Origin of the sequence: Methanohalophilus euhalobius, from assembly GCF_900215215.1 — an archaeon.
Lineage (GTDB): Archaea > Halobacteriota > Methanosarcinia > Methanosarcinales > Methanosarcinaceae > Methanohalophilus > Methanohalophilus euhalobius.
In genome coordinates this window covers 1-22746 of record NZ_OBDR01000003.1, presented here as the reverse complement: position 1 = coordinate 22746, position 22746 = coordinate 1, and the positions used below count along the sequence as shown (strand labels likewise).

Here is a 22746-nt window from a genome sequence, read left to right as displayed (position 1 = left end):
TTTTGGTATCTATATTTCATCCAAGTTCATTGTTTTGTAGTAATAATGAATGGAATGACCAAGAGTTTCAAGATTTATTTATGCATGCTTTGCTTAAACATATTGAAACCATCAATAAATTGGGAATTAAAGTAGCGTGGTCATGGGAATTTTTTAACTGCTTTTGGAATGAAGTACCTTGGTTTAAAGATGTTTACTATAAAAACTATCTTCTGGAGTCAATCTACGATGTTTTATACAATGCTTCGTATTTTTATGAATCACCTCCCGAAAATAGATGCCAATGCGATACAAGTCATTTGGATTATGAATTATCAGACCAAATAAATGAATCATGGTTTGTATTACTGCATCGTATATTACACAATGATAGAGAAGCATTCATTGTAATCGGTATTAATTTAGCGACAGACAAAAACTCAATTTCAATTGAATGCAATTGTACCCCTGAGAATTTTAATAAAGAATATCATTTAATAAAGGACCCTTCCCAATGGCACCTTAAAATTAATTACATGGATATATGTCCGACTAAATTAGATAATTGGGATTATAAATTTAAATTAGCACTTTTTATATGTAAGAGCCAACGCTTTGGTTCAAAGGAGATAAAACATCCGCTTAATAAAATAGAATTTGATAGTAAATTTAAAAAAGATTTTATCGATGTGAACCAGGAAAAGGAGAAAGAGAGAATATTAATTAAAATTGCTAAATTATTGACTTTGAATCATTTTGAAGCTGCTAATGATACAAGCATAAGAGAAGAGAAAATAAAAGAAGTTTATAGAATAAGAATTTCACAGGCTGCACGTATTCACTATTATGAAGATTCTGATAAAAAAATATTTTTGAGGTATTATCCTTCTTCAAAACACGATAGTCCCTTATAAAATTCATATAATCTAGCTGAATTTAAATCTGCTCAGCATTGAACAAAATACAAATGCTGTCCATCAAGGCAATACATATCCATTTCCAACTTTAATCTCTGGATCAAGTCACAACAATAAACAGCCACCACACCAAAGCATTCCTTGAGGATCCTACAAAGTTCATTTACAGTAACCCCATCATATGCATGACCTCTTAATTCCTGCAAAACCAAACTGGCTATTCTTTCTTCAGTTACTGTACCATCTACTTCCATATTGTTTATCATATAACTCAACATTTGGATGCCATCATTAAATGTGAGTTTGAATTCCATGGATTAAACTACTACATCATGATAAGTGGCCTTCCTGTAATGAGGGCAATTTGTCAGAGTAAACATTTTCCCATCAATCTAAATTTAGTAGTTCGATTTCATATAATAAGTATTAAATATGTATCAAGTGAAGTGAAAGTATTGCATAAATTCAAATTATAAATCACACTAATACGCAAATATTCCTGCAAGTGAATTTTATCGAAAATTTTAATATCAGATTGAAAACAAAAACTTTATTACAATCTAATATGTTACATAGTAGGGAATATGACAAAAACGCCGTTGTTGGCCTCATCAATTGAATCATTTGTGCATGGAATAGAGCACTACTTTTTAGTCTATGGTCACTCTAACAAATTCCCACTGCTTCACATTGACCAATCAATCGAATTATTGCTGAAAGCAAAAATTCAAAATATGAACGGATTGAGCATTTATACTAAAAAGGGAAAAACAATTGATTACCATGAATGTTTCAATAGACTAGAACAGAAAGATATTAAAATTCCAGAAAAAAGTTTGTTGGAAGAAATCCATGACAAACGAAATTCATCTCAACATCTCGGAGCTTCTTTTGACGATTATACTATTGGATATTATATTAAATTTACGCATTCTTTTTTCAAATTCTTTCTAAAAGAACATTTTGATGATGAATTAGAGGCCTATCTTCCAGACAATATAAAAACCTATCTTGATAATATAATAGTGGAGCCAACTAAAATTCACGAGGATCAACTCCAATATATAAATGAACTTATCGAAGAGGGAAGATATAAGGATTCAATAATTTCTTCATGGAATGCAATTGAATTTTTAATAAGAGGATATTCAGACAGAGACACTGGAAAGTCAATAGATGAAATTATAAAATCAATAAAAGAAAAAAAGCAAATCGATGATGGCAAACCCTTTAAATATTTAGAGGAAATAAAAACTTTAAAAGATAATATTATTTTCAGTAACGAAGAAGTAGATCAAGAAACAGCAATCGGCATTCATGACAAAATTATAGATATTGCTAATACAAATATAGTAATTGTTCCTGTGAAAACGGCTGAAAAAATAAGTTCAAAAAGGATATCAAGCGATGAAGATGCTGAACCTGTAAGAATTATTGATGATACTTCTCCTGTAGATGATATACAAGAATTGTATTATACCACATTAAAACTTTACAACTCTAGCAATAAATATTGCTCAAATTTTGAAGAGATATTTTCTCTCTATAAATCCCGACACCAATTAACAATTGATGAACAATCTGGCTATGAATTTTTAACTCAAAGCTCCATATACCATAAACTTCCTTTTTGGTATTGGGCAAAGAATTTAACAGATGATGAAATTTCAAAAATCATAAAGAGAAACCTGGATACATGGCCGTACAATACTGTATATTATTCTTTAGATGTATTGCTGTTACTTTCAAACCAGGAAAGTGATGATATCTTAAGGAAATTATCTAATGACCGCAGAATAAGTATAGTAAAAAAAGCATCTGATTATTTACAAATGAAAAAAAATGTAATGGAAATAAAAGATCATTTTCAGATAACTCCGTTGAGGACACTTGAGCATTATAAGAAAATAAATCCACATGAAGTCAGTTTACCAAGACCTTTTTCTGAAAATATCAAAAACATTGAATCTGAAGAAGAAATCCATTTTTTTTCAATTATAAAAGAGAACAATTTTTTAGAAGCATTGGAGCAATATTATAACAATGGCGATGAAACTATAAGAAAAAATATATTAGAAGCTCTTTCATATATTAAAGATAAAGATAGTTTTTTATTTTATTTAACTAAAATAAGAACCAATCAAGAATATAATATGTATAAAAAATCCATACAAAAACTTGATATTGCACTTTACTGCCCGAAACTCAATTGATGAAGCTTTTATTAAGTCTAATTCTTAAAGAATCAATACAATTATAAAAACTTCAAATTGATATCTCTTTTAAGAGATAACCATTCTTATCATTCCACATCTCCATTAATTCTAAACTCCGCATAAACCTGATAGTAATCCGAAACATCAGTGGTCAATTCCTCATCCAAACCAGATTCTAGATCATACTTGAACACTCCGGCTTCCCCGGTACAATCAGCGGAATCTGTCAGGACAATCTGGTCATAGGTGTAATCCGTGCTCTTTGTGGTTGTGTCGATGGAATCCTCAATTATTCAAGTATATTCATCAAGACCTGATGTGAAACCTTCATCAAAATAAGATCCGTCTGCGTTGAACCCCTCAATGATAATGAAGTCTCCTACATATGGATATGCAGATTGGGACTAATAAAGCACATAATCGATACCCAAGTTAGCTGGGTGAAAGTACTAGGACGTTTTACTGTAATTTCAGCGCCGGGGTTGGGATTCGAACCCAAGCACCCCGTTAGGGGAAACAGGTCTCGAGCCTGCCGCGTTTGGACTCCGCGGCAACTTTGTAAGCCGTTGGATTAGTCCGCTCTGCCACCCCGGCACAATGTGCTTGTTTTGAAGGAGTTTATGGCTTAAAAAGGTATCGAAGGGCGCAATTATTAGAAATCAAAGAGGCTTTTCTGGTTCTTTGCCTCTGGTGTCGGGTCATCGGGGTCGGTTTTTTGGGAACCGGATTTTTTGCTTGTTTTCAAATTGTCGGGCAGCTCGATCCAGCCGTATTTGCCCCCTCCGCCGGGGTGCAGGATTACGTCCTCATTCCTGAAGGCTTCGATACTTCTCACAATCCGGGGGTCCACGAAATCCAGCTGTGGGATGTCGGCCTCCAGCAGCACTGCGGTCTCACTGCCGAAACGCTCCACAAGAGCCTTCCAGGCCCCGTTCACACCCTTTGTATTGATGCTTGCATGTCCCAGGGCCATCATTATGATCTCTGCTAGGGGTATCAGGTGCAGGTAATCCGGACGGTGGGAAGGGTGTTTCGGGGTGTCATAGTTGGCCAGTTCGTTTACCCGGTCGGCCACGCCTTTCTTTATCTGGCCACCACAAACCCGGCAATTCCAGTCCAGGTTCATTGCTTCTTCCATTGGGTAATGCCGGTAACACTTGATACAGGCTGATTCATTGTACTTGCCTTCCTGCGGGAAGAAACCCACATTGAGCGCACAGCCATACCCCTCTTTCCTCAGGATTGCCTTTTCCACACCTTCAAAGGAGACATCCGGCACCTCCAGGCGGTTGAATTCCCGGGCCAGTTTGTTGGACCAGGGGGAATGGGCATCCGAATTTGAAAGGAATGTCAGGTCCTGCAGTTCTTCTATCCTGTCTGCATAATCACTGTCAGCACTCAACCCCAACTCCAGGAAGGCAATATTATCAGTCATATCCCCGTAGCAACTTTCCAGGCTGTCATGGTAGGCATACATGGCAGTCCAGGGGGTAAACGCATGACAAGGGCCGATGAGGGCTCCGACATCGGTTGCAATCTCTGCAATCTGGCCTCCGTCCAGTTTCAGCGTTGGCCTGCCGTCAACGGCGAGATCCCCGTATCCGGCCACCTTTTCCGCCAGTTCTTCTGCTTTGGATATGGAGGGAACCAGCAGCAGATGGTGTACCCTGTTTTTGTCCTCTATCTCAGTTGTAAGAATAAAAGAAGTATCATCAATGGCGACCGTCTCGTCATCCTGTGCATATTCCTTGATCTCACAAAGCCATCTGGGATGTATGCAATCTCCTGTTGCCACAAGATTGATTCCTTTTTTAGCGGCTTCCCGGGCCATTACAGGCAGTTCCATCTTTTGGGAACAGGCCATGGAATATTTGGAATGCAGGTGCAGGTCGGCATTGATCAACATGTTTATCCGATATAGCCCAGATCCTCGTCCGTTGGTGTTTCAGGAAGCATCTGTTGCTGTTGTTGCTGCTGTTTTGCTTCTACAAGGTTGGCCACGATTTTCTCCATCTCTTTAGCACGTTCCTCAAGTTCACTGATATCAACCTCGATATCAAGTATACTGCTCAGCACAGCAAGCAGTGACTGGGCACTTTTCGGGTCAACGAGATATCCGGATGTGTATCCCATAAGGCATGCAGCATTAATATCCCTGAATTTGCTCAGGCCAAGGAGGAGTCCCGAAGCTCCAACAATTCCGCCGTTGGGCTCTTTTTCCTTGAAGGTGACTCCATGCTCTTTAAGACTTTCTGTAAGGTCTTCCTGATTAACGGCACCCAGGACTTCATCAACATGATCCAGCTGTCCCGTTGGGAATCCTCCGAGGGTAAATATTCTGGAAACTCCATACTCTTCGGCAATATCCAGGTACAGGTCACACAGTTCGTAATGCCCTTCTGAACTTGTACTCTGCTGGTCTCCTGCAAGCAGCAGAATATCCTTGCCATTTACCTGAAATGTATAGAATGCATTACTTACAAGCCTCACAGTACTATTTTCATCCACAAGTACCTGGGGCGGGAAAGAGGTGGAGTATATTTCCAGAAGTTTTTCTGCTTCGAATTGTTCGATGAGATGATCAACAACAAGTTTGCCTACATGTCCCACACCCGGCAGGCCGACAAGCAGGGTAGAATCCTGAATTTCAATCTCAGTATTTTGACGCACGATTTTTGTATTCTGCATGGGAATCAATTCCTTTTGCTCAATCTGCGATATTTCCCGTATGGGTCACGGGGAGAATAGCGTGCAGGTGAAGGTTTGATGGTCCTTCCCCCGCATTTGGGGCACGTTTCCTGCAGGGTGTATTCCCCGCAGGAAATGCATTTTAAAATCTTTTTACCCAATCGTTATCACGCCTTGGCAGTTTCCGCATGCCTGTGGAAGGCACCTTCTCCGCCAAGATATTCTATTTTTTCGATGGCTTTTTCTGCAGATTCTTTCAGGACAGATTCTGCAATCTTATAATCGGGAGCTATCACCCTGATACGATATCTGGGTGCACCGGTATATGTTATATCCAGACGGACATCTTCCATCTTCACTTCATTGGCGGCCCGTAAGGCCTCCTTGATGATCTCGATCCCGTTCGGTGCAGAACTTGTAAGGTCTATATGTCCGGCAATCTCCACAAACGGCAGTTTGATATTATCCTGTGCGAGTTTGATAATGATTTCAACAACTTTTTTATCGATCTTGAGGTTGCTGAAGGCAGCTTCCCCGCGCATGGCAGCTTCTTCAAAGGCAGAATATTTGCTTCCGAATTCTGTGTCAAAAGCATCTTCTACTTCCTGAAGTTGCTGTTTGTCGAGTCTTGCGTCTTCTGCGACGAACTGTAGCCATTTTTCAGCCTTCTGTTCGTTCTTCCATTCCTGGATCTTTGCCCTTTTCTGATGCTCATTTACATCCTTGAGGGAAAGATCAATATGGCGACGTGAGGTATCTACTCTCAGGACCTTGCAGACAATTTTCTGTCCTTCCCTGACGTGATCCCTGACATATTTGACCCATCCTGCCTTAATCTCAGATATATGGATGAATCCTTCTTTTCCGTCGTATTCCTCAAGAGTCGTGTAGGCGCCAAAGTCAGTGACATTTTTTACCGCACAGACTACGAAATCACCGACTTCAGGCCATTTGTTGTTGTCCATTAATATCCCTTATTCGAGTACTTCCAGTATATGTGTTGTAATTGTAGATTTTCCACCAGTTGGTTCTGCAAGGGTCCTGCCGCATACAAGACAGTTTACTTTCTGGCTTGCACTGCCAAAAATAACCTGCTCATTGGAGCAATCATTGCATTTTACTTTCAAAAATCTGCTGTTTGGTTCGGCCATTTATGCTCACTCCTTGAAATCGAATTTCTTTGCACGGAAGCAGGGTCTCTGATGTGCCTTGTTGCACTTGCTGCAACGGTATCGCAGGGCAATTCTTTTTGTTGGTTTGTCACCACTTGGGACCTTGGAGAACTTCCCACTGTTTCCTATACCAGTATGCCTTTTCTTCTGCCTTCTGATACGTGTGGTCATTGATTCCCTGCCTTTTTTAACCTTTTCAGCAACATGTTCTGTATGGGTTTTGCAGTAAGGGCAGTATGTTCTGAACCTTTTTGGGATCTTCATTATCTTCACACCTTTAATGTTGATTTTCATTCCTGATTTATTGGATATGCAGCACCGCGTTTTACCAGTCCCTGAGCATTCATGGAAGGCAAAACCACAACGTCTTCTGCTGCAAGTGTATAATTGAGATTATCCATCGCTTTTATGGTAGGAAGGTCTTTCAATATTCGGACAACAAAGTATTCCTTACTTATATTGTTTTTGCCCGTTTCTTCCTCTGCAGGGAGTTCCTGCGAGATGGTCCCGATTTCCTCTTCTTCATCTGCTTCATCAGATATTATACTTTCTTTCGCAAATCCCTTGTCCTGTCTATCCTGGGGGTTCATGATAGGTTCGAGCAATTCGGATCTTGCAATCTGGATTGCTGAAAGGGTGGCCTCAAAAACTTTGCGTTCGGATTCCAGGAGTTTGTCGAGATCCTGTCTGGATGAGATATTGGAAAATGCATTTGAAGTTGCTCTGGATGTTATTTTTCGGATTCTCCTGATAAAGATCGTTTCCACATCATTGAGGGCACTTTGCATTTCGTCTTCTAAAATCTTTGATTCAACTGATCGCGGATTGTTGATCTTTTTGATTTCCTCTTCCAATTCCTTTATATATTCATCAACCTTTTCATAAAAATTGTAGGGAAGGGAATTTAAAGACGAGCTGTTTTCCTGACGGAGAATACTCTTTAGTTCAGTACGATCCATATTCGGCAACCCCTCTGCACATTAAATACACTGCTGCATATTCGGGAAGTTCCTGTACTCCTTCTTCAACCCGGATATCCAGATCCATCATTTGTACTTCAAAAGGTTTTATGACTTTTAACGTTACCGGCCTGTCCGAAAAAGCAACAGCATCCTGAAGTGGTTTGAAATCCTCTATGTCTTCCAGACTTAATGGAATTACCTTCATTCCGGAGCCGCCATGCAGGGAACCCGGTAATCGTATCAATCTCTTTATATCTGCGGTGACCGGTTCGTCCACCTGTGCCGATCCCGCCAGCGTGACACGATGCTGGTCGATTGTATTATCAAAAAATTGGGCCATTATGGCTTTGAAATCCCTGATTTTCCCAAAATCCAGTCTTCCTCTGCGTATGTCTTCCAGGGCTTTACTGTCTTTGGATATCCGGTTCATCTGTTGCTGTGTTTTTTTGCCGAATCCTTTTATGTGCTTTATATCCGCAAAACGTTCTTTTTCTTCCTTTTGTCCTTCTTCTTCAAGATATGAGGCAATATACTCAGCAAGTCTTTTTCCCCATCCTGTATCGGGATTTTTGATGACATACTTGGAAAGTATCTCCGTTCGATCGTTGAAGGTTCGTGTGCCGGTTCCATGGTCTCCGATCATGAATTCTTTCTGGTAGAAATATTCAGATTTAATCCCCTTTCCTCCCACGTAATCCACAATTTCCCTTCTCTGGGAACTTTCCAGATTCCATATATGAGGGTCAGTTATATGGAAGTGGTACCCCCTTCCACCGGAAAAGACGGCTTTTATATAATCTTCGTCAAAACCAAAATCATCTACCAGAAAATCCAGCAGTCTCAATGATTCTTTCTTTACCATTTCCAGCATTGCTGCATAGGAAGTAGGTGCATCCTGCAAGTGATCAGCATCCAGATCAAAAATAAGGTCTGCGCCCTTCCATTTTTTCTCTTTCATTGTGGGTGCATCGGGATAATCATAAAAGGCAACCGAGTGATACACATGGGCCGGTTGCATTGATACAAGATAGTCTCTGAGTTCTCCTCCCGTACCGAATGCCTTATGCCTGTACATCATGGTTTCAGGCATGGAATCATACGATATGAATCCCCATTCACGTTTGGTCAGGGAATGGGGAACATGTATCTTTGCTTCCCTGTAATAATCATGGAACCTTGATTTGAGATAGCGTTTTGTTGATGTGTTCATCTTTCTCCATCTCTAATTTTTATCGGGGATATTAATCTATTGCACAAAACTTTATAGCCCCTTCCTCAATTAGTACAGTTTATGAAAGAAGAGATGACAAGTGCGGATGTGGCAGCACTGGCAACGGAACTTGGTACAGGGGAGGATTCCCTGGTCGATTCCAAGATCGGCAAGATTTATCAGCCCGGTGAGAACCTGCTGCGTATCCACCTCTATATTTTTAAGAAAGGTAAGGCCAATCTTTTAATTGAGGCCGGAAGCAGATTGCACCTTAGTGAATATATTCCTCCCAGCCCTAAAAATCCGCAATCTTTTCCTATGCTTTTACGTAAACATATAATGGGAGGGCGTATAACTTATTTCAGGCAATATGATTTTGACCGTATTATTGAGATTGGTATAAAAAGAGGGGACGATGAGACCGTTCTTGTCATAGAGATATTTGGACAGGGCAATATAATATTGCTTGACTGCGATAGAAAAATCATTCTGCCTATGAACCCTGTTACTTTTAAGGGCAGGCGTATCAGGAGTGGTGAGATCTATCAGTACCCTGAAGCGCAGTTGACACCTCTTGATGTGAATGAGGACCAATTGTGTGAAGTGTTTTCACATTCCGATTCTGATGTAGTACGAACCCTGGCAACGCGTTTTAATCTGGGAGGCATCCTCTCAGAAGAAGTCTGTCTGCGAAGTGGTATCGACAAAACCCTTCCTGCTTCGGAAGTTAATCCGCAGGTCGCCTCTAAATTGATTGAAGCAATGGGTGTCCTTTTCTCCCCTCTGGAAAAAGGGCAGTTAAAACCCTGTACTGTCAGCAAACCGGGTTCAAAAGAAACCTTTGATGTAGTACCCTTTGATCTTGAAAAATACACAGCCTTTGAAAAGAATTACTATGATTCATTCAATAAGGCACTGGATGATTTCTTTGGCAAAAGAGCTGCAAAATCCCTGGAACAAAAAAAGGAAGCCTCTGTGAAAGAAAAAACAGAAGACGTATTCCAGCGCAGGCTCAAACAACAAGAGAGTGCCATCAAGAAATTTGAGACGGATATAGAGAAAAATACCTCCATTGCTGAGAAGATATATGAACACTATCAGGACATAGAGCTATTACTGCAAACCCTGCTTGATGCCCGTGAAAAAGATTATTCCTGGAAGGAAATCCAGTCAATTATCTCGGATGCAAAGGATGGACTGCCTGCGGCTAAAAAGATAATAAATATCGATGGTTCACAGGGTCTTGTACTGCTGGACCTTGACGGCAAGAAGGTGAATATTGATGTACGGCTGACAGTTCCCCAGAATGCCATGCGCTATTATGAGAAAGCCAAGAAACTGGAAAAGAAGCGTAAAGGGGCCCTTGCTGCAATCGAAGATACGAAAAAGGCAATGCAAAAGAAAAAAGCTGCACCTAAAAAGCATTTCAAGGTAGTGCATAAGAAACACTGGTATGAACGTTTCCGCTGGTTCTATTCTTCAGATGGTTTCCTTGTGGTAGGTGGCAGGGATGCCACAACCAATGAGGAACTTGTAAAGAAGTACATGGAAAAACGGGATATCGTATTCCATACTCAGGCACCAGGAGCCCCGATTACGGTTGTCAAGACAGGGGGAAAGGACATTCCCGACACAACTTTGCAGGAAGCATCCGAATTCGTGGTTTCATTCTCAAGTATCTGGAAGGGAGGACAGTTTAGCGGGGATTGCTACTGGATCTATCCCGAACAGGTCACAAAGACACCGGAAGCCGGGGAGTACCTTAAGAAAGGCTCCTTTATTATCCGGGGTGAGCGAAATTATTACAGGGATGTACCAGTCAGGGCTGCGGTGGGTCTGGAACTCAAACCTGAGACCCGGGTAATCGGAGGTCCCGTGGCTTCTGTGAGGTCCAGGGGTGAACATGTTGTTGAACTGACACCCGGCAAATTCAACCAGAACGATATAGCAAAGAAGATCTATCGTATATATGTGGACCGTATAAAGGATGTGCATTTTGTAAAACAGATAGCATCCCCTGACAAGATCGCCAACGTACTGCCTCCGGGTGAATCAGATATCAAAGAGTGAATCGTGATTGTATGAGAGTTACCAAAAAAAACCTGAAAGGAAATGAAGGGGAGATCACCGTCGTACCGGAGACACTGGATGACCTCTGGCACCTTAAGTACATAATCGAGAAAGGAGACCTTGTATTCGCCTTGACCAAACGCAAATCTGATTCTGCAAATGATAAGATCCGCCCTGAAAAGACTGAGAAGAAGACTGTGCGACTTGGGATCAGGGTCGAAAACCTGGAATTCCATAAATTTTCCAACCGTCTCAGGATCCATGGTCCCATTGAGCACGGAATGGATGCCGGTTCTTATCATACCCTGAATGTCGAGGACGGCGTTGATATTTCCATAATAAAGCGCTGGAAAAAAGACCAGATTGAAAGGATCAATGAGGCAGAGGCATCCTCAAAAAAACCGGGAGTAATAATTGTTGCAGTCGAGGAGGGGGATGCCGACATCGGGCTTGTGCGCCATTATGGTGTGGAATCCTATGCCCACATCTGCCAGTCTTCGGGTAAAGGGGAAGGCACTTTAAGAGAAGTCTTTTTCAATGAGATTCTTAACAAGCTCAAATATGTAGTTTCAGATTCTCAGTCTGTCGTGGTTGCAGGACCCGGCTTTACCAAGGATGATTTTCTCAAATATGTTGAAGCAAATGAGCCTGAGCTTGCAGCAGGGATTATCGTGGAGGATACTTCCTCGATAGGCACATCTGGTTTTCAGGAAGTGCTGCGCAGAGGGGCGGTTGACAGGATTATGGAACAATCCCGTATAGCACGGGAAGCATCCCTCATGGATTCCCTGCTAAAGGAAATAGCTATGGACGGCAAGGTTGTTTATGGAGTGGAGGAAGTTAAACGGGCCAACAATTACGGTGCAATTGAAACGCTTCTCATTTCCGATGAATTCCTGCTGCATGAACGGGAAAAAGGCGAAGGTGGAGGAATTGATTCTTTCATAAGGAATGTAGAATATTCCCAGGGTAAGCTTGTGGTTTTCAGTACAGAGTTTGAACCAGGTCAAAAACTGGAAGCGCTTGGTGGAATTGCCGCACTCCTGAGATTTAAGGTTTGATCAGTGTTTGCGAATGGCCCTGTCGCTGCATTCTATAAAAGCCATTTCCTTGCCGTCCATGAACATCCGGATTGTGCCACCACTTTCTGAGACAGTTATTGCAACTGCCACGGTGTCCCTGGTTATAGCAGCTGCTGATACATGCCTGCCTCCCAATCCCTTATTTATCCCTATGTCCTTTGCATCAACATCCAGATAACGACCTGCGGCATGCACTATTCCTTCTTTAGATACTATAAATACCCCATCAAGCAGAGCAAATTCTTTAATGGATTCCCGGTTGTTTTTCTTTAAGATATTCCTTTCATCTTCAGGATGGCCTGAATAAGGGTTAAGGATCATCTGGTGGGAGCGCTGCATCACTTCTTCAAGATCACCGATTATAAAAGCTGTACCTACTGGGCTGCCTTCCCTGCCTGTGGAAGCAATTTCCAGGGCAATTTTAAGAACTGCTCTTATTACTTCAGGGGAGACTCTCTGTTCAAATTTTTCCAGGGTTTTTAAGAGTGGATTCCCTGAAATATTGTGGACAATTACAGCACCTGAATCATCTGTAATTACCAGTCCTACAACCTTTCCTTTTTTGATATTCCCGATTGCCTCTTCAATAGCTGCTGCATTTTCTACATCTTCTATGGAAACCGCGGCATCTCTCTGGATCTGGTTGACAATTTGTTTTAACCTTCCTTCTTCTTCGTCAAGAGGTATCAGGCTTTCAACGGCACTTCTCGATGGGTTTGCAGCAAAGTAGACGGGTATGTCACAACAAAATAAATTCCTGTCAACTTCTCCTGATACTATTATTGCAGAGGCTTTAATTTGTGTTGCAGTTTCAAGTGCGGATTTTACAAGTATGTCAGCGGTGTCCATTTCATCCCCGTTTTCTTTTATTTAGATTATATTTTTGCTACTATTAATTTTTGTCTATATAATAAAATAAGGTTTAGTATCCTGTGTCGTTATTCTATTAAAGAATACCATTAATTTGACTATGGTGATTTGGTTTGGTAAGAACATTTGTTGCTGTGGAGTTCCCGGTGGATTTTACGCACATAGTAAAAGAGGTGCAGGAAAATTTCAGGGAACTGGGAAAAATGAAAATTGTCCCTGCGGAACTTGTCCATGTTACCTTGAAATTCCTGGGCGAAGTTGATGAAGGCAAAATTGCAGATATAGAACAATCACTTGAAAATATTTCTTGTGAGCCTTTCCAATGCCTTATAAAAGGGGCAGGGGTGTTCCCCAATGTCAGAAAACCGCGTGTATTATGGCTTGGTACCGAAGGTAATTTTGACCCTTTGCATAAGCAGGTTGAATACTACCTTGAAAAAGAAGGTTTTGAACCCGATTCGCGTGAATTTACCGCTCATGCAACCATTGCACGAATAAGACACATTCCTCGCTCCAATATGAACCAGTTTACCAGTACAGTTAAGGAAATGGAGGATGTCGAATTCGGGAAATTTACGGTTGACAATTTCAGGCTAAAAAAAAGTATATTGACTCCAGAAGGGCCTGTATATGAAACCCTCCGGCAGTTCAATCTTTAAGTTGTTCGTATTTAGCAAATCCGCTTGACCTGCTAATCTCTTTTTCACTATTTATAAGGAGGCATTCCACACCTTCCAGTTTTTCTATCATTTCAAGCCCCTTTTCTTCTTTCATCACAAAAACAGTAGTTGCAAGTGCATCTGCCTCCATGGCTGTAGGAGCTATAATAGTTGCACTGATCAGGTGTGAAGCCGGGTAGCCTGTGCGGGGATCTGCGATGTGTGATACGCTGGCGGATTTGTTGTAGTAGCGTTCGTAGTTGCCGCTGGTCGCAACAGCTACATTGCGGGCATTGATTATTGTTATTGGTTTTCCTTTCTTATCGGGGTCCTGAAGCCCGATAGACCACTCCTGTCCATCGGGTTTTTCTCCTATATATCGTCCGTCTCCGCCGGCATTGACAAATCCGTTGTCAATTCCGTTTTCCTGCAGGCTCACTATTGCTCTGTCTACAGCATATCCCTTGGCAATTCCTCCAAGAACGATTCCCATATTCTTTCCAATAATTATTGTGTTGTCATTTATGGTAATATTCGAGGAATTTACGAGGGAAAGGGTGTTGTTTATCTCTTTTTCTGTAGGGGGAATATTAGGTTTATTGGGTCCGAATTTGCTTGCCCACAGGTCCAGTACAGGCTTTACAGTTATGTCAAATGCCCCGTCGCTGATCTGTGAATAATAAATTCCGCGTTCAATTACGTATATTAAATCATCACTGGCATTTTGGATTTCCTTGTGCTCGTTGAGTCTGTAAATCTCACTGCTGCTGTTATAGGAATCAAGCAAATTGGATGCTCTTTCCATTTTCATGAAAGCATCTTCAATGCTCTTGTATGCATGTACTTCACTGTTATCCACAACAGTTATTGTGACATCTGTGTCCATCAGCATTCTTGTCTGGCTATATGTACGGTATTCTTCAGAATTATCTTCTGAGGTGGATTGCACGTATGCAAACCCAGCAGTTATAATGATTATTAATGTAAGAATTAACAGGTATTTCGGGTTCATGCGAAGGGAAATGAGGTGTTTTATCTTAAGCTTAATTCGAAATCTATAAATATATTCAATTGGTCAGTTCTGCCTTAATAATAACGAATCATGATTATGTCATCATTCCTGCTTTATGGCTATATACTCGCCACAATGGCGGATGCCTAATATGAAAGCAGGTTATATAGAAGGAATATATTGTTGCCTGAATGGCTCGATTGGTATTATGACCAGTATCTGAAGAAGTTGCAAAATTATAATGTGTGATCTTTATGGCAAATTTAAAAGCAAGTCTCGTTGCGATTTCATTTATCATCCTTGTATTAGCAGGGATAAACCTGTATTTGGGATACAGTGGAAACGATCTTCTTGCACAGCACTATATGACAGATGGTGAATGGACAAACTCAAGTTGTGGTGGCTGTCATATGGGTGTGTATGAAGAAGTTGCCGAATCCTCTCATGTACAGAGGGACATCGCCCAGTGGGAACCCCTAACCAATTATAATGTTGATGTACAGGGAGAAACACAGTGGGTCAAAGAATATGGTCGCTATCATCCGGGCGGGGGTGAACTGGAAGAATATGGTGTTGATATCGATTGTATGAGCTGCCATGAACAATATGGCTTATATGATGCTGAAAAGAGAGCAATGGCTTTTGAATCAGGTAATTTCTCCGCTGCTAACGATGCTGCTATGGAAGACGCCATTCCTGTGGTCCAGCAGGATCCCATACATGTGGCCACTTATACTCTGGATGTGGTAACACCTCTGCCAATGCTTGTAGCTTTCCATGATGCTGTGAACGCAGCTCCTGCCAAAACCTCCTGTATAGACAGTTGCCATGCAAAGGATGTACCGACAACTGCTGTGATGTGGGCTTCAGAGGATTATGAAGAATATGATGTTCACGCTGAAGTCAATTGTGTGGAATGTCACACTGCAAAGGAGCACATCATTGCCGGTAGTGAAATACCTGAATCGGAAACCGAAGATAATCAGATTAGCAGTGGACAAGAGGAGTCGGTGCATGGTGAATCGGTGACCATGAAGAGCTGTGAGGATGCAGATTGTCATGAGGGAATCTCCCACGGCCCAATTGCAGATGCACACCTGGAATTCCTGGAATGCCAGTCGTGTCATATCCCGGCCCTGCCCGGGGGTGAATTGCCCGGGACAACTCCCCTTAAGTCTTTTAACTGGTCTTCGGGCGAACGTGTGGATTCTTACAGAATGGAAAACTTTACTCCACAACTTGCCTGGTCCGATGGTGTGCAGGAAAGTGAGGTCAAGGTACCTGACAGCAAGAATGACAGTGATGTAAAACTTGCTCCTTTCAATGTAGTGACAGGCAGCTGGTGGGACGCAGGCCAGGATCCTGAGGTCATTAACAATCCTAATACTAGTGCTTCTAAAGGAGATCCGATACCGACACCTGAGGTAAAGGCAGCTGATTCAAATGGTGATGGGACGGTAACTTCTGAAGAAATGCAGGCTTATGATGGTGACAGTGACGGTACACCGGATTATCCGAATGCTGTCCTGAGGCAGGTTGATCTTCACTATAAGCTGGGACACAACATTGCAGGGTCTGAAACCGGAATGGCAGAGCCCCTTATGTGTGACGACTGTCATGGGGTCTCTGCTTCGGAAACCCTTCAGCAAGTCCACTTTGAGGAAAGGCCGGATTGCCTGACCTGTCATGAAGTGCAGCCTGTAATTGACTGGGCGGCTCTTGGATATGACAGTGATCCCGCAGAAACAGATCCTCCTACCAATTTCTCTGCAAAGACCATAGATATTACAATACCCGGGGCAAAGCCACCTGAGGTAGAAAGGGAGCCTGCATTCTAAGGAGCTGGTACCAAATGGCAGAAATTAATGTAATGGAAACAATCCCTGAAAAAATGATTATTCCTCTCAAGCAGCACAAAGGAGACATTTGTGAACCTCTTGTAAGTAAAGGGGAAGTTGTTAAGGTTGGCCAGAAGATCGGTGAGTGTCCTTCTGATAAATGTGCTGCAATCCATTCCAGCGTCTGCGGGGAAGTGGTTTCAGTTGAGGAAAGTTCACATCCATCCGGCAACAGGATAAACAGCGTAGTTATACAGCCCATAGAAGAAACAGAATGTGAAGATTTCACTCCCTTCAAAGATTCCGGTAAGGAACAATTAATCTCGGCTATCAAAGAGGCAGGTATCGTGGAAAATTACGGTACTCCCACTCACCTGGTATTGAATCCTCCGGATTGTGATATAGATACAGTCTTGATCAATGCCACCGCATCGGAATGGGTTGGTCATAATTATGAAACTCCTCTGGAATACGCATCACAGATGCTTGATTCGCTCCGATTGTTGATGAAAGCTGCCGGTGCCAGCCGGGGGGTCATTGTTTTGAGAAATGATGATAAGGATTCAATCGATGCCTTTGATGGGCTGGATTATGAAGGTAAAACTATAATGGTGTCCCCTCTTATCGGTAAAAGAAGGGTTGATTATTATTTCAATGACCAGAATACTGATATTATCGTAGTTTCACAGGACAAGATATACGGCAAAAATATTTTTGAATATTTCACTTATAATGTGACAGGCAGGAAAGTACCTTTCCGTTGCACACCGGCCAGCGCAGGGGTTGCTATATGTGGAGTGAAATCCACAAAAGCCATTCATGACCTGGTCAATACCGGAATGCCATATATAGAAACGGTGGTTACTGTATCCGGTCAGGTGAATAATCCTCAACATCTACTGGTAAAAATAGGTACTACTTTCAGAGATGTCATCGAAGCCTGTGGTGGTTATAGTGGTGAACCTGCGAAACTGATTTCAAATGGCGTAATCACAGGAGTGGCACAGTATGAGGAAGAGGTCCCGGTTACCAAAATGACTACCTCTATTATAGTTCAGGGTAAAGATGAAGTACTAAAGGATATTTCAAAGGAATGTATCCATTGTGCCCGTTGTGTCGATGTATGCCCCGTCGACCTGATCCCAAACAGGATAGCAGCTCTTGCAAATCAGGGTCGTTTTGATGAATGCAAGCAGATGCATGTGGAAAATTGTATAGAATGTGGTAGATGTTCCTCGGTCTGTCCCAGCAAAATACACATAATGCAGTTGCTGCAATATTCCAAGGAAGCGATTGCAAAAGCATATGAAGATATGTTTGAAAAGGAATCATCGAATCTTAAATTAGGATGTGCATGCGGAAGTGAATAACATGACTCTTACAATATCAGCTCCCCCTCATATCAAGCAAGACACTACATTCAGAAAAATAACCTGGATTAAATTTTTGACCCTTCTGCCGGTAAGTCTTGTATCAGTTTACTTTTTCGGACTATATGCCCTTGCCCTTATTCTTGCAGGAATTGGTATGGCGGTAGTTACGGAAGTGGTAATACAGAAAGCCTTCAAAAAGGAAGTTACAGTAGCTAATGGCCATGCCCCATTGATCGGGCTAATGGTTGCCCTGCTGGTGCCAGGTGAAGCTCCTATATGGATTCCGATAGTAGGCGCCTTTTTTGCAGTGGCTATCGGAAAACACGCCTTTGGCGATATAGGTTCATACATTTTCAATCCTGTGCTTGCTGCCTGGGTTTTCCTGCAACTGGCTTACTGGTCTGCTATGTATCCTGTATCTTTCCCCGAATTGGGTGGCATATCCGATCTGTTTCTGGAAAATGGAGCAGGTATGCTTGTCGGTGTATCCCCGATTGCTTTAGTTGGCGGATTATATTTGATTTTTAAAAGATATGTAGAATGGAAGATCCCGCTTTTTTATGCGTTGACAACCCTTGTGCTTGCCCTGTTGATTGGGGATAAGATCGGTCATGTGGTAACTGGTGCATTTATATTTGGTGTGTTATTCCTTGCAACTGATTCTCCTTCATCTCCCGTGACAAAGAACGGAAGAATAATTTATGGTATTCTCTGTGGTCTGTTGACTGTGATATATGGTCACTTTGCAAACTATGTATTTGCGGTTTTCTATGGTATATTCCTGGCAAACTGTGTAGCATCATTTATTGATAATAACACTTTGCCTCGCTCATTCGGGGAAGAATCCTTTCTTCAGCGTAAATACCGCTTAATGATGAATAAAATACCCCTTGAAAAACTGGGGGTGAAAATTGATGACTGAGTCCCGTAAAGACATTGCAGTAATCATAGGAAAGCTGGTTCTTGTTAGTTTGGTTGCAGCTCTACTGCTAGGCCTGACTTATGTACCTACGCAGGAGCAGCTTGAGAAAAATGAAAAAGAAGCCAAAAAAGAAGCCCTGTCCCAGGTAGTCCCTTCTGCTTCTGATTTTGAGCCAGTGTATGGTAATGAGGTAAATGAAGACGGAGATCGCAAGATTCTTTATTACAAAGCACTGGATTCATCGGGTAATGTGGTAGGTTATGCTTTCTTCACGACTCAATCCGGTGCTCAGGATGTGATTCAATTGGCCGGTGGGGTAGATGCTTCTTTCAATAAAGTTACAGGAATGGAAGTAATGAAGCATTCTGAAACCCCGGGTCTTGGTTCTAAAATTACGGAAGAGGATTTTAAGGGCCAGTTCCGTCAACTCCCCATAGGTGACCTTCAGATCTCTAGTGCCGGCGGTTCAATTGACGCCATAACCGGTGCTACGATATCCTCCCAGGCTGTAGTGGACGGATTAAACGCAAAGATCGATGAAATAGAGGAGCAAGAAACGTAAAACAGGTGATTTTATGAGTAAAGCATTCAACGAATTCATTCGTGGAATTACAAAAGACAATCCCATATTTGCCCTTGTACTGGGTTTATGTCCTGCTCTGGCGGTAACTACATCGGTTGATAATGCGATAGGAATGTCTGCTGGTACAGCTTTTGTATTGGTTGGAGCAAACCTAATGGTTTCTGCTTTGAGAAATTATATTCCATCCACTGTAAGACTTCCAATATTTATCCTCATTATTGCTACATTTGTGTCCATCGTGGATATGGTTATGGAGGCCTATACACCTCCTTTATACGCAGCACTGGGTGTTTTTATTCCCTTGATTGTAGTAAATTGTATAATTATTGGACGTGCAGAGGCTTATGCTAATAAGAATAACATGTTTTATTCCCTGATAGATGCATTGGGAATTTCTGCAGGATTCCTGCTGGCTCTGGTTACAATAGGTGGTATCCGTGAACTTCTGGGTACAGGTCAGATTGTAGTGTTTGGCCAGATGATAGTGAGCATTCCAATGATGTCTCCAGCTTCTTATATGATATTGCCTCCGGGAGCTTTCCTTACAATAGGTATCCTTATGGCTATTATCAATCACAGGCGTGCAAAAAAACTTGCAAGAGGTGAATAAAATGGTAGAAAAAGCTTTATTTGCCATTTTCATGGAAGGTCTTTTCATAAAGAACTTCCTTATAATACAGTTTCTTGGACTGTGTTCATTCCTTGGTGTAACCAAAGATACCAAGAGTGCAGCAGGTATGTCCGGCGCTGTTATTTTTGTAATGACAATGGCTTCGATTGTTTCATATGTAATTTATACCTTCGTCCTCATTCCACTGGATCTTCAGTTTTTGAGACTTATCAGTTTCATTGTGGTAATTGCTGCTCTTGTGCAGCTTGTAGAATTCGTAGTGCGGAAAAATATTCCTTCCCTTTACAGGTCGCTTGGTATCTACCTTCCCCTTATTACCACTAACTGTGCCGTGCTAGGTGTGGTTTTGCTGAACGTTATGAATGAATATTCATTCCTGCAGAGTCTTGTATTTGGTATATCGGCAGGCATGGGTTATACAATCGTTATGGTGATGATGTCAAGTATCAGGGAAAAAACCACCATCCTGCCAGTTCCTTCTGCAATGAGGGGCCTTCCCCAGGCATTCCTGATTGCTGCAATGCTTTCAATGGCTTTTGTTAATTACTTCAAGGTGATACCCTTATGAGCATGCCAACCCTGCTTATCCAGTCCATGGCCACTCTTGGAGGCCTTGCCCTTGCAATCGGTGTTATGTTGATTGTTGCTTCCAAGAAATTCAAAGTGGATGTAAACCCTCTTGTAGAAGAAGTAACTGAAATTTTGCCAGGCGTAAATTGTGGTGCATGTGGTTATGCCGGATGTGCTGACTTTGCTGAACATGTGGTGGAAGACAATGCCCCACTTACCGGATGCCCGGTTGGTGGTTTTGATGTGGCAAAGGAAATAGGAGGTATTCTGGGTCAGGAAGTTTCTGAAGGTGAAGCTGAATACCCTTATGTTAGATGCAATGGCGGTGTGCACTGTGTGGACCGATTCAATTATGAAGGTATTGAAGATTGTAAAGCCGTAATGATGCTTTCTGAAGGTGAAAAAGGTTGCAACTACGGATGTATGGGCCGTGGAACCTGTGTACGGGCTTGTCCATTCGATGCTATCTATATTGGTGATGAACGTTTGCCCAAAATTAACAAGAATTTGTGTACAAGCTGTGGTCTTTGTATTGAATCCTGTCCCAACGATATCCTTGTATTTGCAAAGGAATCAGAAAAGGTACATGTAGTTTGCATGTCCCATGACAAAGGAAAGACTGTAAAAGCGGTATGTGAAAACGGTTGCATTGGTTGCAAACTTTGTGAGAAGGCATGTCCTGTGGATGCAGTACATGTAACCAAATTCCTTGCAGAGATCGATCAGGAAAAATGTATATCCTGTGGTAAGTGCGTGGAAAAATGCCCACAGGGCTGTATTGAAATGAGGTGATTTGATGAGTCGTCTTGGTTATTCAACAGTTACCGGATTGGATGAAAATGTTGAAGCCGTGCTTTGCTATGTGGGTTTCTGGATCACAGGTCTTATCTTCCTTCTCATAGAAAGGGAGAACAGGTTTGTACAATTCCATGCATTGCAGTCTATACTGACCTTTTTACCTCTTTCTATAGGTATCTACCTTATTGGCTGGATTCCCTATGTAGGCTGGATACTTGCTGAATTTGCAGGATTCTTTTCCCTCTTCCTGACCCTTATTCTTGTAATTATGGCATGGAGGGGTGCAAAGTTCAGGTTGCCTTTTTCAGGAAAACTTGCCTATGAAAAGATTTATAGATGAAGTCACTTCTGGCTTCATCCCCTGTCATGTTTTGCGAAAATTTGACTCAACAGGCGGGAAGTCCCCTTCCGTATGGTAGGGGATGAAAGCCGTGCTATAATAATATAATTGTATAAGTTATTTGTAGTTATAAGCTTATATATGTAACTATGAACAACAAACTGGATACAGGTAGCCATTCTGTATATTCACTGCGATATCATTTTGTGCAATGTGTAAAATATAGAAGAGATGCTTTGGTGAATCCTCTCGTAGTTGATTGTTTGAAAAAACTATATACAATATAAGTGCAAACTTTGAAGTAGATGTTCTTAACATTGAGTGCGATAAAGACCATTTTCATATGATATTCAAATCAAAACAAACATTGGACATACCCAAATATATCAATGCGATCAAAACAATTTCATCAAGAGAGATTAGAAGGAAATTTCCAGAAGTAAAAGAGAAGTTGGGGAAAGATGCATTCTGGTCAAGATCATATTTCTTGGCTACGACAGGACAGGTTACGCTGGATGTTTTGAAAAGATATGTTGATAATCAGGGGAAATAATGCAATTAACAAAGAAATACAAAGTTCATCCAACTGAATTACAAAAAGATATGCTTTGGGAGTTATCCAATGCATGTACATATCTTTATAATATTGCATTATCTGAAAGAAAAGACACATGGAAAAATGATAAAAAATCCATTTCATATACAAAACAGCAGAATGATTTACCACAAATTAAAGAAGGAAATCCTGATATAAATATTCTTTATTCTAAAACATGTCAGATGGTTTTGCGTAAATTAGATGCCAATTATAAATTGTTTTTTGGAATTCACAAAAATGGAGATAAAAAAGCAAG

Annotated in this window: 26 protein-coding genes and 1 tRNA gene; 15 read left to right on the top strand and 12 right to left on the bottom strand. The window is 41.4% G+C overall.

What is annotated here, in order from left to right; translation table 11 throughout:
- The first annotated feature begins 2 nt into the window (after positions 1-2).
- Positions 3-893 (top strand): hypothetical protein, encoded by an 891-nt coding sequence (locus CP947_RS03945; protein ID WP_128754153.1) that lies wholly within the window; start codon positions 3-5, stop codon positions 891-893.
- A 32-nt stretch (positions 894-925) separates the two neighbouring features.
- Here CP947_RS03945 and CP947_RS03940 read toward each other — a convergent pair whose 3' ends face one another.
- Positions 926-1210, bottom strand: coding sequence for a hypothetical protein (locus CP947_RS03940; protein ID WP_096711953.1), 285 nt, complete (start codon positions 1208-1210; stop codon positions 926-928).
- Positions 1211-1480: 270 nt separating this feature from the next.
- Here CP947_RS03940 and CP947_RS03935 point away from each other — a divergent pair, with 270 nt between their 5' ends.
- Positions 1481-3109, top strand: coding sequence for a hypothetical protein (locus CP947_RS03935; RefSeq protein ID WP_128754154.1), 1629 nt, complete (start codon positions 1481-1483; stop codon positions 3107-3109).
- Between the two features lie 477 nt (positions 3110-3586).
- Here the strand turns inward: CP947_RS03935 and CP947_RS03930 are convergent.
- The 9 genes from CP947_RS03930 to priS all read right to left on the bottom strand — a co-directional run bounded on the left by CP947_RS03930 (position 3587) and on the right by priS (position 9144).
- Positions 3587-3706, bottom strand: a tRNA-Ser gene (locus CP947_RS03930).
- Between the two features lie 58 nt (positions 3707-3764).
- Positions 3765-5018: a TIGR00375 family protein gene (locus CP947_RS03925; RefSeq protein ID WP_096711951.1), complete on the bottom strand. Its 1254-nt coding sequence runs from the start codon at positions 5016-5018 to the stop codon at positions 3765-3767.
- Between the two features lie 2 nt (positions 5019-5020).
- Positions 5021-5800 carry a proteasome assembly chaperone family protein gene (locus CP947_RS03920; protein WP_096711950.1) on the bottom strand — a complete coding sequence of 260 codons (780 nt, stop codon included), beginning with the start codon at positions 5798-5800 and terminating at the stop codon, positions 5021-5023.
- A 5-nt stretch (positions 5801-5805) separates the two neighbouring features.
- Positions 5806-5961, bottom strand: a complete 156-nt coding sequence (locus CP947_RS03915; protein WP_096711949.1) for an RNA-protein complex protein Nop10 — start codon at positions 5959-5961, stop codon at positions 5806-5808.
- A gap of 6 nt (positions 5962-5967) precedes the next feature.
- The gene (locus tag CP947_RS03910) at positions 5968-6765 is read right to left on the bottom strand and encodes a translation initiation factor IF-2 subunit alpha (protein ID WP_096711948.1); all 798 of its coding nucleotides are present in this window, start codon (positions 6763-6765) and stop codon (positions 5968-5970) included.
- 9 nt (positions 6766-6774) lie between these two features.
- A complete protein-coding gene (locus CP947_RS03905) occupies positions 6775-6951 on the bottom strand; it encodes a 30S ribosomal protein S27e (protein WP_096711947.1) in 177 nt (58 codons plus the stop codon).
- Between the two features lie 6 nt (positions 6952-6957).
- Entirely contained in the window at positions 6958-7236 is a 279-nt protein-coding gene (locus CP947_RS03900) for a 50S ribosomal protein L44e (RefSeq protein ID WP_013038141.1), read from the bottom strand.
- Positions 7237-7262: 26 nt separating this feature from the next.
- The gene (locus CP947_RS03895) at positions 7263-7931 is read right to left on the bottom strand and encodes a hypothetical protein (RefSeq protein WP_096711946.1); all 669 of its coding nucleotides are present in this window, start codon (positions 7929-7931) and stop codon (positions 7263-7265) included.
- Positions 7918-9144 carry a DNA primase catalytic subunit PriS gene (gene priS, locus CP947_RS03890; RefSeq protein ID WP_096711945.1) on the bottom strand — a complete coding sequence of 409 codons (1227 nt, stop codon included), beginning with the start codon at positions 9142-9144 and terminating at the stop codon, positions 7918-7920. The genes CP947_RS03895 and priS overlap by 14 nt, the downstream gene beginning before the upstream one ends.
- An 81-nt stretch (positions 9145-9225) precedes the next feature.
- Here priS and rqcH point away from each other — a divergent pair, with 81 nt between their 5' ends.
- Together rqcH and CP947_RS03880 are read left to right on the top strand one after the other, a co-directional pair.
- On the top strand, positions 9226-11214 hold the full coding sequence (rqcH, locus tag CP947_RS03885; RefSeq protein ID WP_096711944.1) for a ribosome rescue protein RqcH: 1989 nt from the start codon (positions 9226-9228) through the stop codon (positions 11212-11214).
- Between the two features lie 11 nt (positions 11215-11225).
- Entirely contained in the window at positions 11226-12275 is a 1050-nt protein-coding gene (locus CP947_RS03880; protein WP_096711943.1) for an mRNA surveillance protein pelota, read from the top strand.
- Here the strand turns inward: CP947_RS03880 and CP947_RS03875 are convergent, their stop codons facing one another.
- Positions 12276-13145: a DNA integrity scanning protein DisA nucleotide-binding domain protein gene (locus CP947_RS03875; protein WP_096711942.1), complete on the bottom strand. Its 870-nt coding sequence runs from the start codon at positions 13143-13145 to the stop codon at positions 12276-12278.
- 134 nt (positions 13146-13279) lie between these two features.
- Here CP947_RS03875 and thpR point away from each other — a divergent pair, with 134 nt between their 5' ends.
- Positions 13280-13825, top strand: coding sequence for an RNA 2',3'-cyclic phosphodiesterase (gene thpR / locus CP947_RS03870; RefSeq protein ID WP_096711941.1), 546 nt, complete (start codon positions 13280-13282; stop codon positions 13823-13825).
- On the opposite strand, the gene CP947_RS03865 is transcribed toward thpR, so the two are convergent.
- Positions 13815-14774 carry an FAD:protein FMN transferase gene (locus CP947_RS03865; protein WP_241645840.1) on the bottom strand — a complete coding sequence of 320 codons (960 nt, stop codon included), beginning with the start codon at positions 14772-14774 and terminating at the stop codon, positions 13815-13817. The genes thpR and CP947_RS03865 overlap by 11 nt on opposite strands.
- A 317-nt stretch (positions 14775-15091) precedes the next feature.
- Between CP947_RS03865 and mmcA the strand changes: the two genes are divergently transcribed.
- The 10 genes from mmcA to CP947_RS03815 form a co-directional block, all read left to right on the top strand.
- The gene (gene mmcA, locus CP947_RS03860; RefSeq protein WP_096711939.1) at positions 15092-16675 is read left to right on the top strand and encodes a methanogenesis multiheme c-type cytochrome; all 1584 of its coding nucleotides are present in this window, start codon (positions 15092-15094) and stop codon (positions 16673-16675) included.
- A gap of 14 nt (positions 16676-16689) precedes the next feature.
- Positions 16690-18045 (top strand): Rnf electron transport complex subunit RnfC, encoded by a 1356-nt coding sequence (gene rnfC / locus CP947_RS03855; RefSeq protein ID WP_096711938.1) that lies wholly within the window; start codon positions 16690-16692, stop codon positions 18043-18045.
- 1 nt (position 18046) lies between these two features.
- Entirely contained in the window at positions 18047-18970 is a 924-nt protein-coding gene (gene rnfD / locus CP947_RS03850) for an Rnf electron transport complex subunit RnfD (RefSeq protein ID WP_096711937.1), read from the top strand.
- Entirely contained in the window at positions 18963-19532 is a 570-nt protein-coding gene (gene rnfG / locus CP947_RS03845; RefSeq protein WP_096711936.1) for an Rnf electron transport complex subunit RnfG, read from the top strand. Before rnfD ends, rnfG begins: the two co-directional genes overlap by 8 nt.
- Positions 19533-19545: 13 nt before the next feature.
- Positions 19546-20163 carry an Rnf electron transport complex subunit RnfE gene (gene rnfE / locus CP947_RS03840; protein WP_096711935.1) on the top strand — a complete coding sequence of 206 codons (618 nt, stop codon included), beginning with the start codon at positions 19546-19548 and terminating at the stop codon, positions 20161-20163.
- Between the two features lies 1 nt (position 20164).
- Positions 20165-20752: an Rnf electron transport complex subunit RnfA gene (rnfA, locus tag CP947_RS03835; protein ID WP_096711934.1), complete on the top strand. Its 588-nt coding sequence runs from the start codon at positions 20165-20167 to the stop codon at positions 20750-20752.
- Entirely contained in the window at positions 20749-21546 is a 798-nt protein-coding gene (locus CP947_RS03830) for a Fe-S cluster domain-containing protein (protein WP_096711933.1), read from the top strand. The genes rnfA and CP947_RS03830 overlap by 4 nt, the downstream gene beginning before the upstream one ends.
- Positions 21547-21550: 4 nt before the next feature.
- Positions 21551-21892: a DUF4870 domain-containing protein gene (locus tag CP947_RS03825; RefSeq protein ID WP_096711932.1), complete on the top strand. Its 342-nt coding sequence runs from the start codon at positions 21551-21553 to the stop codon at positions 21890-21892.
- A gap of 259 nt (positions 21893-22151) precedes the next feature.
- Positions 22152-22445 (top strand): IS200/IS605 family transposase, encoded by a 294-nt coding sequence (tnpA, locus tag CP947_RS03820; protein WP_243641524.1) that lies wholly within the window; start codon positions 22152-22154, stop codon positions 22443-22445.
- Positions 22445-22746 (top strand): helix-turn-helix domain-containing protein (locus CP947_RS03815; RefSeq protein ID WP_172425449.1); only part of this gene is annotated, 302 nt, incomplete at its 3' end. The genes tnpA and CP947_RS03815, both read left to right, overlap by 1 nt.